Raw genomic sequence first — 13,964 nt, 5'->3', positions numbered from 1 at the left:
CCTCGCCGGATTCATGGGAATGCGCTCAAATACTGCTCCAGTAGACGAACTACTCCTTCTTCATGGCGTGACCGCCGAAGGCATTACGCATTACAGACAACATCTTGTCCGTCAGGTTGTCCGTTTCACGCGAACGGATGCGACGGATCAGCGACTCTGTGATGACCGGAGCAGAAACGTTCAGGTCGATCGCCTCGAAGACGGTCCAGCGGCCTTCGCCGGAATCCGGAACAAACGGAGCAATGCCCTTCAGTTCGGGGTTCGCCTTCAGAGCTTCTGCGGTCAGGTCCAGCAGCCATGAACGAACCACCGAACCGTACTGCCAGATCTCTGCGATCTGAGCGTTGTCCAGCTGCAGTTCCTTCTTCGCTTCGAAGATGGCAAAGCCCTCTGCGAATGCCTGCATCATGCCGTACTCAATGCCGTTGTGCACCATCTTCACGAAGTGGCCTGCGCCGCTCGGTCCGGTGCGGCCCCAGCCCTTATCAGGAGCGGGTGCCAGCGTCTCGAAGATGGGGCGAAGCTTCTCAACTACGTCTTCGTCACCACCAATCATCATCGAGTAGCCTTCCTTCAGGCCCCAAACGCCGCCCGAAGTACCTACGTCAACAAACTCAAAGCCTTCTGCCTTCAGTTCGCCGTGACGACGGATCGATTCCTTGTAGTTCGAGTTACCGCCATCAATGAAGATGTCGCCCTTCTGCATCAGGGGCTTCAGCTTGGCAATGGTGTCGTCCACGGGCTTGCCGTCCGGAACCATGATCCACACCGCGCGGGGTGCCTGCAGGTTCTTTACCAGGTCTTCGACCGAATCCACACCGACGGAACCAGCGGCAGTCAGCTTTGCCGTAGCTTCCTTATTGAAGTCAAAACCCACAACCTTGTGGCCACCCTGGCGGAGACGCTCCGCCATGTTGCCGCCCATTTTGCCAAGGCCAATCAGACCAATTTCCATGTTGTACTTCCTCTCAAAATCGGTTGAAGCTGAATCTCTCGAAATAGGGGAAAGAGCCGGATTGCTCCGGCCCTTCCTGTAGTTCTCCGCGAAGAGTTACTTCGCGATGGCCGCCTGCGCAGCCTTGACGATGTTTTCCGGCGTGAATCCGAAGTGCGCCAGCACTTCCGGTCCAGGCGCCGAACCACCGAAGTGGTCCAGTCCGACAACGGAACCGTCGCGGCCCACATACTTCCACCAGCCCTGCGTTGCGCCGGCTTCCACAGACACCTTCGCCACACCGTGCGGGAAGATGCTGTTCTTGTACTCTTCCGTCTGCTCTTCGAAGAGGTGGAAGCTGGGCATGGAGATCACGCGAGCCTTGATGCCAGCCTTCTCCAGTTCCGGCAGGGTCTTCAGCACCAGCGAAACTTCCGAACCGGTGGCAACAATGATGACGTCCGGGTTCTCAACGTCAACGAGAACATAAGCGCCCTTGCGAACGCCGTCCCAGAGAGTCGGGTACTTCGCCACGTCGAGCACCGGCAGGTCCTGACGCGACAGCGCCATGAACGAGGCCGACTTGCGCTCCACCATCAACTGGTAGCAGACCGCGGTCTCGTTCGCATCCGCAGGACGGAAGTCCGTAAGCTGCGGAATTGCGCGGAGGCTCATCAGGTGCTCCACCGGCTGGTGCGTCGGACCATCAGCACCCAGCGCGATCGAGTCGTGCGTGAAGACGAACAGCGAGTGAACGCTCATCAGCGCAGCCAGACGCATTGCGTTACGCGCATAGTCGCTGAATACGAAGAACGTGGAGCCGAACGGAATCAGGCCACCGTGCGCCGCCATGCCGTTCACTGCTGCGCACATGCCGAACTCGCGCACACCGAAGAAGATGTTGCGGCCCTTCGGGTCATCGTGGAACGAAGGCGAGTTGTTGAAGATGGTTTTCGTCGACGACGTAAGGTCGGCCGCGCCACCAATCATTTCCGGCAAAGCATCGCCCAGCGCCTGCAGAACAACCTGTCCGGCGGAACGCGTCGCAATGGCCTTCTCTGCGGGGAAAGGCTTGATGTTCTTGTTGTAGTCAGCAGGCAGTTCCGGCTTGATGGTGCGCGTAAACTGCGTAGCCAGCTCGGGGTGAGCAGCCTTGTACTTGGCAAACAGTTCGTTCCAGCCAGCCTGTTCCTTCTGTCCCTTGGGAACAGCGGAGCGCCAGTCGTCGAGAGCAGCCTGCGGCTCAGCGAAGTCGACATCCGGATCGAATCCGAAGAATTCCTTCGTCTTGCGCGTAGCTTCCTTACCCAAAGCCTCACCGTGCACATGCTTGGTGCCAGCCTTCGGCGAACCGTAGCCAATGATGGTGCGGATACGGATGAGCGAGGGCTTCTCGGTCTCAAGCTTTGCGATGTTGATCGCCTGCTGAATCTTCGCGAGATCATTGCCATCGTCAACAACCTGCACGTGCCAGTGGTACGCATCGAAGCGCTCGTCCACATTCTCCGTGTAGCTCAGTTCGGTGGGACCATCCAGCGAGATCAGGTTGTCGTCATAGAACACGATCAGCTTGCCCAGCTTCAGCGTTCCAGCCAGCGAGCACGCTTCGTGCGAGATGCCTTCCATCAAGCAGCCATCACCCACGATGCAGTAGGTGTGGTGATCGACAATCGTCATGTCCGGCTGGTTGTAAACGGCAGCCTGGTGCTTTTCAGCAATCGCCAGACCAACGGCCATAGCAAGTCCCTGACCGAGCGGTCCAGTGGTCACTTCAACGCCGGGCGTGAAGCCATATTCCGGGTGTCCAGGAGCCTTCGAATGCCACTGACGGAACTGCTTCAAGTCATCGAGCGACAGGTCGTAGCCGGACAGATGAAGAGCACCGTACTGCAGCATGGAAGCGTGGCCATTCGACAGCACAAAGCGATCGCGATCAATCCACAAAGGGTCCGTCGGATTGTGCTTCATGTTGCGCGTGAACAGCAGGTATGTCAGCGGCGACAGCGCAATCGGCGCTCCGGGGTGCCCATTGGCCGCCTTTTCAATCGCATCTACGGCGAGCAGGCGGAGTGTGTCAATTGACAGCTTCTCGAGATCGGTCATTCGTTCCTCTGGGTTGGTGGTCGCCTCTCATGGGCGCCGGATCAACGTTTGCGGCAGCATGCCGCATCTTCAGTTATCAAAACGCTTCTGCCCCGCATAACCGTGCATTTACGTCAACAGGGCTTAGCCATCAGTGTACAGGCGGCGTGCGAAAACCGTCTCACGCACCTGACAGATTCACTGAGAAGTTATGCCCCAGCCACCGATTTTCCAGCGGCCAGAACAGCGTCATTTGCAGCGTTCCGGTTGCTTCCAGAGGAAGAGGCAGTTCCGCCGCAAATCCTGGATACCCTACCAGTCTTGCGTCGGTATTGTGGGTGTTTGCCCACCCGTCCACCGTCCAGACCACGCGGAAACGCGACGGGTCCAGCACCTGCAGACGCTTCCCTGCAGGCAATTCCGTAATTGGCCGTGTGATCTGGAAAAATTCCACTTCGCTCCGGAACGTACGCTCCTCGCGCCGCACACCGTAGCGTTCCTCAACCACGGAGATACGGTCAAACACGCGACCGTCTACAACCGAACGCAATAGCTTGATGTACTCTGCATGGGCCCACACCAGCGGTTGTGCCGAACCCGCGCTGCGGCCGAAGTACAGTCCCTGCTCCGGCATATCCGCGTAGTCCCACACCTGCTCCGGCAACATACCGCCGAACGAGCTGAAACGCTCAATCGCCTTTACATACTGCGCATAATCGCCGCCACCGGCCAGCTCGTAGTGTGCTCGTTCACCAGTCAGAATGGGCCATGCGCGCCCCTGTCCGTAATGGATAAACGGCTCGCCATCCTTCTGCTGCCCGTAGCCATCGTGGTTGTACCGTCGCCAGCACGCGCCATAGGGCGTGTCGATCTTCAACACTTTGTCGATGACCTTCAACGAATCGACGATCAACGGGTCATCCGCTCGCCGCACACCATAGCGCACCAACTCCAGGAAGCCCGCATCCACGATCTCGTTCGCCGCGAAGTTGTAACGCTCACCCGGCGCACGATTGGCAATGTTGTAGCGGCCTTCCCCAAAGTCAGGATTGTAGAAACTCTCACCCGGCTTCGGCGGCTGAATGCGTACGTAATGCCGCTTGATGTCAGGATGAAGCACGCCGTCATTCGTAACGGTCCATTCATCCAGATGGTCTTCAAGCCAGTCGGCGTAGCTTTCCAGGAAGTTCGCCAATTCCGGCGAATGATGGGCACGCGCCACATCTGCCGCGCACACCAGCGCTGAAATCACGGTTGCAAGCGTCGAAGGCGAATAACCTGAAGCCTCTTCCCAACGCTCCTGCTGAGTAATTGGCGCATAACGCACAAGGAACGCTGCAGCGTGCTCGATGAACGGGAACACATCAAAGTTTCCTAGTCCATCCAGTTTCCACAAACGCCAAGCCAGCATGATGGGAAACGCCACTTCATCCAGCTGAATGCCGGTCCAGTAGGGCGTTCCGTCAATCCAGAAATTCTGTGCAAACGATCCATCCGGACGCTGCGTACACGCCAGATACACCAGCGCGCGACGCGCTGTATCAATGCGTCCGCACGCCAGCAAGGCGGTTGCGGATTGGATCATGTCGCGCGTCCACACAAGGTGGTATCCGCCCAGATCGTCATCGCCCTTCGCATTGCCCCACGGTATGGAGGCCGATGCAATGAACGCACCTGAATACGTCTTATCCTCGTGCGCCAGAATGGTGTTGTGGCTAATCCGCATCAGGCGGCCGCTATCATGCGATGCCGCTGCCAACCGCTCCGGTGAAGCTGCGCGATGCCACTGCTCCACAAACCGCTTCACATGCAATTCATACGGCACGGACAGCGACTGCATCATGCCCGCCAGTGCCGCGTGGTAGCCATCACCAAATGCAATCGCCAGTGTGAATTCTCGGTTACGCGCAACGTCAATTTCGCCTGTTACAGCAATGTTGCCATCCAGCGCCTGTCCAAACTCCCAGTCCATCCGCATGTTGCCGGACAAGTCCTGATAGCCGTCGCTCGATCCCACATATCCGCAGGAAGTCCGCGTAAATCCGCAATCCACGCCCATGGCCAAGGATGTGCTGTCTTTCCACGCCAGGATCGAACGCCGTCCTGCAACTTCAATGGATCGCGCGCTGTTCCCTGCACCGCCGCCATTCAAATGAGGGGCGAGCAGTGCATAGCACTTCAGGCGCGAGAGAACACTCTCTTCGCCTTCCACCTTCACGTGCATCAACACCACGGGATGATGCGGATCGCAGACGAATTCCTTCGTTACCGTGTAACGTCCGCCCAGATCGCTGGCCACAACGCGCACTGCCAGTGCATCCGGGTCAATGTAGTGAAAATCAAACTCGAAATCGCGTTTTTCTTCATGCACGAACGTCTCGCCGTCCGTGAAGATCAGTTCCATATCGCGCGTCTGCGGGCGATCAATGGTGGGGTAATAAATCTCGTTCAGAATGCCGTGAGAGATGGTGTACCAAACGCGACTAGACGCGGCATACGCGGTACACACGGCGTCTTTCTTACTGGAAGTCCAGCGTGCCTCCAGCCCGGGTGCGCCAAAAGCTGGGCCCTGATCGTTCAGCCACCGGTAAGCAGCGGTCAATGCATTCATGCTGCTTCCATTACACCCTACCCGGCGGGGCATGTACACGCTCTGGCACCGGAAATATCGATAGTTGCGCCGCTTTCTGCAATCCACAACACAACGGCGCATCCACTGTGAGCACACTGGCATCCAACCTTCGTGCTACGGCAAAATGTGCGTTGTCACAATGAAACCTGGCTGTTTCATAATGGACGCACCAACAAGTTCCCCCAAGACAGAGCAGCACCCCAAGGAGAAGAACACCGTGCCTTTCGAACTTCCGCCACTTCCTTACGCGTACAACGGCCTGGAGCCGCACATTGATGAAGCGACCATGAAGCTTCACCACGATAAGCACCACGCCACCTACGTGAACAATCTGAACGGCGCGGTGGAGAAGCACCCCGAACTTGGAACCAAGTCTGTGGACGACCTGCTGAAGGATCTGAATGCCATTCCGGAAGATGTGCGCGGCGTAGTGCGCAACAACGGTGGCGGTCACTCCAACCACACCATGTTCTGGGAGATCATGAAGCCCAATGGCGGTGGCGCTCCGACGGGCGCAATCGCTGACCAGATCAAGGCCGACTTCGGCGACTTTGAGACCTTCAAGAAGACCTTCAACGAAACCACCGCGAAGCAGTTCGGCAGCGGCTGGGGATGGCTCATCTTCAAGGGCGGCAAGCTCACCATTGTGACCACGCCGAACCAGGACAGCCCCATCTCCACCGGCAGCTATCCCATCCTGGGCAACGACGTTTGGGAGCACGCGTACTACCTGAACTACCAGAACCGTCGCCCCGACTACCTGGCTGCATGGTGGAACACCGTGAACTGGGAAGAGGTCAACAAGCGTTTCGAAAAGGCGAAGAAGTACTAGTTCACTTGATTAACCATAACCCTGGGCCACGAGCGATCGTGGCCCTTCGTTATGCACCGATGAAAGGCGCACAATAATCCCATGCCTCTTCTCAGCGAAGCACAACAGGCATATCTCTCGAACCCGTTCTACAGCGCGCTCACCACAGCCCAAAGCGCCTTCGGAGAGCACGTTGGCGGAGCATTGCGTTATCGCCCGGAGATACTTCCTTTCACGACAGTCGCAACACCCGAAACAAAAATCGATCCAGTACAACTGCGCCGCGATACGGACACCAATTTCATCGGTGTCATCCCGCGCATGGCCGCAGAAATGCCGGATGCAATCCACGCAGTCTGCGTGCAGATGGCATGGCAGCCACGCAAACACTTCACCACGCCTGCTCCGCTACTAAACGAATGTGAACTTGGCGCGGCAGAATCGCATGAGATGGTCGAACTGACCCAGGCTGCGTTCCCCGGATACTTCCGCGCAGAGACCTACCGCTTGGGCCGTTACATCGGCATTCGTGAGAACGGACAGCTAGTCGCCATGGCAGGCCATCGCACGCGCATGCCTGGCCTGCGAGAGATCAGCGGCGTGTGCACGCGCCCAGGCCACACCGGCAAGGGCTACGCACAACACCTCATCCAGCGTTTGCTAGCCGACGGATCAGGAGATCTCCCTTACCTGCACAGCGTCAGCACCAACGCACGCGCCATTGCCATCTACAAAGCACTCTGCTTCGTCACAACGGGCGAGGTTGACTTCCTCAAACTGTCGCAGCAACCTTAGAGCGAAGCAAACACGTCACGCGCAGCAGCAATGGTGGCTTCCACCTCTACTTCGCCATGCTGCAACGACACAAATGCAGCCTCAAACTGCGAAGGCGGTAGCCACACACCACGTTCCAGCATGCCGCGATGAAACTTCCCGAAACGACCTGTGTCGCTCTTGGAAGCATCCTCAAAGTTACGCACCGGGCCTTGCTGGAAGAACCACGTAAACATTGAGCCCGTTCCCGCAACCCAAAGATCCACGCCTGCCTTCTTTGCCTCCCGCGCTACACCATGCGCAACAAGGCTGGTGATCTCTGCTAGCTGGTCATACAGCGCATCGCCACCGTCGATTAACTGCCGCAATGTCGCAATGCCCGCAGCCATGGCCAGCGGATTGCCGCTAAGCGTTCCCGCTTGATAAACAGGACCCAACGGCGCCAACAGATTCATAATCTCCGCACGACCACCGAACGCACCCACTGGCAATCCACCACCGATAATCTTGCCCAGGGTCGTCAGATCCGGGGTGATGCCGTAGAGCGACTGCACGCCGCCCAGCGACACACGGAAACCTGTCATCACCTCGTCAAAAATCAGCAGCGTGCCTTCACGTGTGCAGATCTCACGCAGACCTTCCAGGAAATCCGGCTGCGGCAGAATCGTTCCTGCGTTACCCACCACCGGCTCCAGGATCACGCAGGCAATCTCGCCGGGATGCTTCGCGAACACCGCCTCCACCTCAGCCAGATCGTTGTAGCGAATGGCCGTGGTGAACTGCGTTGTCTCCATGGGGATGCCGGCAGAACCAGGGATACCCAACGTCGCCACACCGCTGCCGGCCTTCACCAGCAGAGCGTCGGAGTGGCCGTGATAGCAGCCCTCAAACTTCAGAATGCGATTGCGATGCGTAAATGCGCGAGCCACGCGAATGGCACTCATCACCGCTTCTGTGCCACTGGAAACAAAGCGCAGTTTTTCAATGGACGGCACACACTGCATCACCATCGCAGCAAGTTCCGCCTCGGCCGCGGTGGACGCACCAAAGCTCGTGCCCTTCGTCGCAGCCGCCTGCACCGCAGCCGTCACCTTGGGTTCAGCATGGCCCAGGATCATCGGCCCCCACGAGCCGAAGTAGTCGATGTAGCGATTGCCGTCCGCATCGAACAGATACGCGCCCTCCGCGCGTTCCACAAACGGCGGATCGCCGCCGACGGAGCGAAAGGCCCGCACGGGCGAGTCAACGCCTCCGGGGATGAGCGCCTCAGCGCGCTGCTGGAGTTCACGGGAGCGATTCAGAGAAAGAGACATCAGGAAAAGTATAAAGTTCCTCTCAGAACGGCCTCAGAGCCCCTGTACCACACCCCACGCCTGATATCCTCAAAGCTCACGCAGCAAAGCGCCGCCGACCGCCTTACACCGCAGCCAACTACTCCGCGACAAAGACGCAAGGGATCGAACGTGAACGCAGGCACCAAAGCAACCAAGGCCGCAACCAAAACCGCCGTAAAGACAAAGCCCGTCACCTATGCTGACGCCGGTGTAGACATCTCTGAAGGCGACCGCACTAAGCAGCGCATCAAGATGCTCGCGCGCAAGACGTTCAACAAGGGCGTCCTCAGTGAAATCGGCGGCTTCGGCGGCCTATTTGGCCTTGATCTGGCCAAGTATCCTGACCCTGTTCTGGTCTCCAGCGCCGACGGCGTGGGCACCAAGCTGAAGGTCGCCTTTGAACTCGGCATCCACCACACCGTGGGCTGCGACCTGGTAAACCACTGCGTCAACGACATCGCTGTGCAGGGCGCCACGCCTCTCTTCTTCCTGGACTATCTCGCTACCGGCAAGCTCGAAGGCGGCGTTCTGGAGAAGGTTGTGGAAGGCCTCAGCGAAGCCTGCCGTGCCAACGGTTGTGCGCTAATCGGTGGCGAAACTGCGCAGATGCCCGGCTTCTACTCGGAAGGCGAATACGATCTCGCTGGCTTTATCGTGGGCGTAGTCAATCGCGACCACATCATCACTGGCGACAAGATCCAAGCAGGCGATGTGCTCTTCGGCTTGCCCTCCAACGGCCTGCACACCAACGGCTATTCCCTCGCCCGCAAGCTGCTATTTGAAGTAGCAAAGTACGGCGCAGACCAGTACATCAATGAGCTGAAGGACAAGACCGGCGCGGCCCTGATGCGCCAGCACCGCAGCTACCTCAGCATCCTGAAAAAGCTCACCTCCGCGGGCGTTGTGACCGGCATGGCACACATCACCGGCGGCGGCATCACGGAAAACCTGCCGCGCATTCTGCCCAAGGGCCTTGCGGCGCAGGTGGAGCTTAGTTCGTGGGAAGTTCCACCACTCTTCCAGCACCTGCAAACGCTCGGACAGGTGGATCAGGACGAGATGATGCGCACCTTCAACATGGGCATCGGCATGATCGTCGTTGTTCCTGCAGAAGCTGCGAAGAAGGCCAAGGCCATCCTGAACCGCGCCAACGAACGCTTCCACGTAATCGGCCGCATTGCACGTGGCGAACGCCGCGTGAACTACGTATGAGCGAGGCTCGCAAGGCGCGGCTTGGAGTTCTGCTCAGCGGTCGCGGATCAAACTTCATTGCCATCGCCGACGCCATCGCTAAAGGCTCTCTGACAGGCTGCGAGATTGCTGTGGTGCTCTCAAACATTGCAGATGCACCCGGCCTTGCAGCCGCCCAGGAACGGGGCCTCGCCACCGAGGCGTACGTCTCCAAAGGCGTGCCGCGCGCTGAGCACGATGCCAGGATGATCGCTGCCCTGAATGCTCACGAGATTGATCTGGTCATCCTCGCCGGCTATATGCGAGTGCTATCGCCAGACTTCATCCGCGCGTTCCCGGACCGCATCTTGAATATCCACCCGTCGCTGCTGCCGTCCTTCCCCGGATTGGACGCGCAGAAGCAGGCGTTGGACTACGGTGCCAAGGTGGCAGGATGCACCGTGCACTTTGTGGACGAAGCCGTTGACCATGGTGTGATCATCCTGCAACGCGTTGTACCGGTTGAGGACGCGGATGATGAGACATCACTCTCGGCACGCATCCTCGAACAGGAACATCAGGCTTATCCAGAAGCGATTGCCCGTGTGCTTAGCGGCCGATATCGCACGGAAGATAGACGTTACCGGTTGTCGTAAGGCCGGTTCGCTGCATCACAATCTTTGCTGTTCAATTTTGCCTCGACGGATCCATTTGCTTTGAAGCTTCCGGCTAACGTGTTACCGAGTGATCAGGATTCGATACGCCGGATGATGTCGCAATTCTTCGACGCCACTTCCGATGCGATCCTCTTTCTCAACCATGACTTCGTCGTTACTTTTCTGAACCTCCGTGCCGAGCAGATTTTGGCGCCGCGCGGGCAGATCCTGGGCATAAACCTGTGGGAGGCTTTTCCGGAAGCAGCTGTTCCCAGCTCGCCCTATTGGATCAACTATCACCGCACCATGGACGAAGGCATCGCCACACGCTTCGAGGCGTTTTACGGCGAGCCGCTCAATCTTTGGTTCGATATCCACGCCATGCCGTCGGATGACGGCATCATTCTCTTTTTCCGTGACATCACACGTGGCCGTGCCAACCGCGAGGCTCTGGAAGTCAAGACGCGCGAGGTGGAACAGCAACTTGCAGAGATTGAATCGCTCTATCGCACCGCCCCCATCGGCCTCGCACTCTTCGATCTCGATGACTATCACTACGTCCGCCTGAATGACAGGCAGGCAGCGTTCTTCGGTCTGAAACCGGAAGAGATCGTGGGTCGCACGCTGACAGAGATGGCGCCCATTGAAGGTTTGCGCGAACTCTTCGACCAGGTCGCAACCGGTGTTCCTGTCATCAACTTTCCATTGGAAGGCAGTGTCGTCACCGACCCAGATAATTACCGTTACTGGACCGTGAGCTATTTCCCTGTCACGGGTCCAGACGGCACCATCCAGGGCATTACCGCGGCTTCACTGGAAATCACGCAGCAGAAAAAAGCCGAACAGGCTCTCATGGAGAGCGAGAAGCTGGCCGCCGTTGGACGCCTCGCCGCATCCATTGCACACGAGATCAACAATCCACTGGAATCGGTCACGAACCTGTTGTATCTCGCACGCCACAGCACCCGCATCGAAGATGCGCAGGAATTCATCCTGCAGGCGGAGACCGAGCTACAAAGAGTCGCGCACATCACCAGCCAGACCCTGCGTTTTCATAAGCAGGCCAGCAGTCCGCAGGAAGTTTCGGGCGAAGCGCTCATGGAAAGTGTTCGCTCCGTCTTTCACGGCAAGCTGGTCAACGCATCCGCTACGGTGAAGGAACGTCATCGAGATGCCCCGCCGGTACGTTGTTTCGAAGGTGAGATACGTCAGGTCATCAGCAACCTGGTGGGCAACGCACTGGATGCCATGCCGCACGGTGGAGGCAACCTCCTATTGCGCAGCCGCAAGGCCCACGATCCGCGAACGGGAGCCGCCATGCTGGTTTTGACCGTTGCAGACAATGGCAGCGGCATTCCTAAAGAAGTGCAGGAGAAAATCTTCCGCCCCTTCTACACCACCAAAGGCATTGTGGGCACCGGTCTGGGGCTCTGGATCAGCCAGGAGATTGTGGACCGTCACCGCGGCAAGCTGAGCGTCCGCAGCCGCGAAGGCAAGGGCACAGTCTTCACCATCGCGCTACCGTATGACGCCGTCAGCCGCGAGGCACAAGCCACATCCTCAGAAGCCAATCGTATAGACACCCTCAAACCGTAAAGAGCACGCCTAAGGCGTGCTCTTTACGGTTCTCTTGTAGATGATGATCACTTAGATCTGGCGATCATTCCCTGCTTCGCCCAGCGTCACCTTCACATCCATCCTGCGACGTCCGCGGAAGGCTGTCACCGTGACCACATCGCCAGTCTTATGCGAATTCATCACGCTGGAAATGTCCTGTACGTTGGTGATCTCTTCTCCATCGATGGCCACGATGAAATCCCCACCCAGCATCACCGGCGTATTACCCAGCGCGGCACGTTGTGTTCCGCCCTTCAGTCCCGCTCGTTCCGCAGCACCACCCGGCAGCACACGCTGAATCAACACACCGTAATCCGCAGGCAAACCAATCTGGTCGGCAAGATCCGGACCAATCTCCAGCGGAGTAATTGCCAGCGACGGACGGCGTACATGCCCATACTTTGAGAAGTCATCCAAAACCGCACGCGCGGTGTTGATTGGAATGGCAAAGCCAATACCGGCGCTCTGATCCGCGCCATTGTTGCTGGCAATCATCGTATTGATACCGATAACCTGCCCGTGTGAATTCATCAACGGACCACCGCTGTTGCCGGGGTTGATGGCCGCATCCGTCTGGATGGCGTTATCAATCGCATTGCCGTTCGGTCCGCGCACGCTACGAATGGCAGAGATGATGCCGCGAGTCATGGTGCCGGACAAACCAAACGGATTGCCAATGGCGAACACCTTCTGCCCCACCTGCAAATTGCGCGAATCCGCAAGCTCCACCGGTTGCAGGTTCGGTGCGTTGATCTGTAGCAGCGCAAGGTCATGCGCCTTGTCCACGGTCACCACTTGCGCCTTGTACTTGTGCTTGTCCGCAAGCTGTACTTCCACTCGCTGATAGTTCTCGCCAATCACATGGTTGTTCGTCAGGATGTGACCCTGCTTGTCCAGGATGAAGCCTGACCCCTGCCCCTGCTGAGGCACCGCACCGTAGAAGAAGTCAATTGCAATGGTGGTGCTGGTGATGTTCACAACGCTCGGCGTCACGCGCTTGTACACGGCAATGTTGTTCTGTTCTTCCGAGTCATACGCGGGCTGCGCATTGGCCACATTCAGATCAAACGCGCCGATTGGCCCGGTCAGATGCTCGATCCGGCTACCGTTCATCGACGGCACATAACGCTGCATCAACGCAGCGACCGTGCCAGTGGGCCACAGGTGCTGCGTCAGAAGATAGAAACTCACCAACAACAAAACAACCAGTAAAACTCTACGCAACTTCATCCAGGCGCCCTCCACGGCGCACCAAAGACAGGCACTTTTAGTGTATCCGCGACGCTACATCGCTTGTCTGGCCCGCTCTGCCGATTCCGTCTTCAACTCTTCCCACAGGGTTTGTACTTCGTCACGAAGCTCCTGAAGCGAATCGTCGTTCGCAATCACAAAATCTGCCATCGCGGCCTTGCGTTCATCGCTCCACTGCGCGGCATTGCGACGGTCGAAATCCGCCGAAGCCGCTGCTTCATCCAACCCGGAAACACGTTGGATGTAGCGCCACCGCCGCAGTTCTTCTGGCGCAGTCACCACCACAATGCGATCGAAGCGCGTGCGCCATGGAGCAGGATCATCTGCACTAGCGGCATGTTTCGTTTCAAACACCAGGGCCGACTCCACCACCGCCACTGCCACTGGATCTTTAGCCGCAATCTCAGCCGCCCATCGTGTCTGCTCTGCAATCACCAGCGGATGCACGATCGCGTTCAGCTCCTCGACGCGGCCTTCGTCAAAGGCAATCCGCGCCAACGCCGGACGGTCCAGCGATCCATCCGCCTTCACCACGCCTGCACCGAACTGCTGGACAATCGCCGCAAATGCGGCACCGCCTTGCTGCATCAACGCACGGCCAGCCTCATCCGACTGAAAAAGATACACGCCGCACTCTTGGAGCATGGCCGCAGCGGTACTCTTACCGCTGCCCACACCACCCGTAAGTGCGACGCGCAGCATT

At 58.1% G+C, this 13,964-nt stretch carries 11 protein-coding genes; 5 read left to right on the top strand and 6 right to left on the bottom strand.

Translation table 11 applies throughout. The features are described from left to right. Nucleotides 1–49: 49 nt before the first annotated feature. The 3 genes from gnd to BLT38_RS02895 all read right to left on the bottom strand — a co-directional run bounded on the left by gnd (nt 50) and on the right by BLT38_RS02895 (nt 5,627). Entirely contained in the window at nt 50–955 is a 906-nt protein-coding gene (gnd, locus tag BLT38_RS02905; RefSeq protein WP_083343832.1) for a phosphogluconate dehydrogenase (NAD(+)-dependent, decarboxylating), read from the bottom strand. A gap of 96 nt (nt 956–1,051) precedes the next feature. Next, entirely contained in the window at nt 1,052–3,037 is a 1,986-nt protein-coding gene (gene tkt, locus BLT38_RS02900) for a transketolase (protein WP_083343831.1), read from the bottom strand. A 160-nt stretch (nt 3,038–3,197) separates the two neighbouring features. Beyond that, nucleotides 3,198–5,627: a glycoside hydrolase family 15 protein gene (locus BLT38_RS02895; RefSeq protein ID WP_083343830.1), complete on the bottom strand. Its 2,430-nt coding sequence runs from the start codon at nt 5,625–5,627 to the stop codon at nt 3,198–3,200. 238 nt (nt 5,628–5,865) lie between these two features. Between BLT38_RS02895 and BLT38_RS02890 the strand changes: the two genes are divergently transcribed. Continuing rightward, complete coding sequence (locus BLT38_RS02890) at nt 5,866–6,480, top strand: superoxide dismutase (protein ID WP_197674919.1); 615 nt, start codon at nt 5,866–5,868, stop codon at nt 6,478–6,480. An 81-nt stretch (nt 6,481–6,561) separates the two neighbouring features. After that, nucleotides 6,562–7,254: a GNAT family N-acetyltransferase gene (locus tag BLT38_RS02885; protein WP_083343828.1), complete on the top strand. Its 693-nt coding sequence runs from the start codon at nt 6,562–6,564 to the stop codon at nt 7,252–7,254. Here BLT38_RS02885 and hemL read toward each other — a convergent pair. Continuing rightward, on the bottom strand, nt 7,251–8,546 hold the full coding sequence (gene hemL, locus BLT38_RS02880) for a glutamate-1-semialdehyde 2,1-aminomutase (RefSeq protein ID WP_083343827.1): 1,296 nt from the start codon (nt 8,544–8,546) through the stop codon (nt 7,251–7,253). The two genes, BLT38_RS02885 and hemL, sit on opposite strands and share 4 nt — an antisense overlap. A gap of 150 nt (nt 8,547–8,696) precedes the next feature. On the opposite strand from hemL, the gene purM reads away from it, so the two are divergent. The 3 genes from purM to BLT38_RS02865 all read left to right on the top strand — a co-directional run bounded on the left by purM (nt 8,697) and on the right by BLT38_RS02865 (nt 11,989). Continuing rightward, nucleotides 8,697–9,779 (top strand): phosphoribosylformylglycinamidine cyclo-ligase, encoded by a 1,083-nt coding sequence (gene purM / locus BLT38_RS02875; RefSeq protein ID WP_083343826.1) that lies wholly within the window; start codon nt 8,697–8,699, stop codon nt 9,777–9,779. Continuing rightward, nucleotides 9,776–10,393, top strand: coding sequence for a phosphoribosylglycinamide formyltransferase (purN, locus tag BLT38_RS02870; RefSeq protein ID WP_083343825.1), 618 nt, complete (start codon nt 9,776–9,778; stop codon nt 10,391–10,393). Before purM ends, purN begins: the two co-directional genes overlap by 4 nt. A gap of 111 nt (nt 10,394–10,504) precedes the next feature. After that, nucleotides 10,505–11,989, top strand: coding sequence for a PAS domain-containing sensor histidine kinase (locus BLT38_RS02865; RefSeq protein WP_231966702.1), 1,485 nt, complete (start codon nt 10,505–10,507; stop codon nt 11,987–11,989). A gap of 51 nt (nt 11,990–12,040) precedes the next feature. Here the strand turns inward: BLT38_RS02865 and BLT38_RS02860 are convergent, their stop codons facing one another. Together BLT38_RS02860 and coaE are read right to left on the bottom strand one after the other, a co-directional pair. Beyond that, on the bottom strand, nt 12,041–13,240 hold the full coding sequence (locus tag BLT38_RS02860; RefSeq protein ID WP_083343824.1) for a S1C family serine protease: 1,200 nt from the start codon (nt 13,238–13,240) through the stop codon (nt 12,041–12,043). Between the two features lie 54 nt (nt 13,241–13,294). Continuing rightward, nucleotides 13,295–13,963: a dephospho-CoA kinase gene (coaE, locus tag BLT38_RS02855; RefSeq protein ID WP_083343823.1), complete on the bottom strand. Its 669-nt coding sequence runs from the start codon at nt 13,961–13,963 to the stop codon at nt 13,295–13,297. Between the last annotated feature and the right edge of the window lies 1 nt (nt 13,964).

Origin of the sequence: Terriglobus roseus (genome assembly GCF_900102185.1) — a bacterium.
Classification (GTDB): domain Bacteria; phylum Acidobacteriota; class Terriglobia; order Terriglobales; family Acidobacteriaceae; genus Terriglobus; species Terriglobus roseus_A.
The sequence above is the reverse complement of the archived record's forward strand: the minus strand, read 5'-3'. Positions and strand labels throughout refer to the sequence as shown.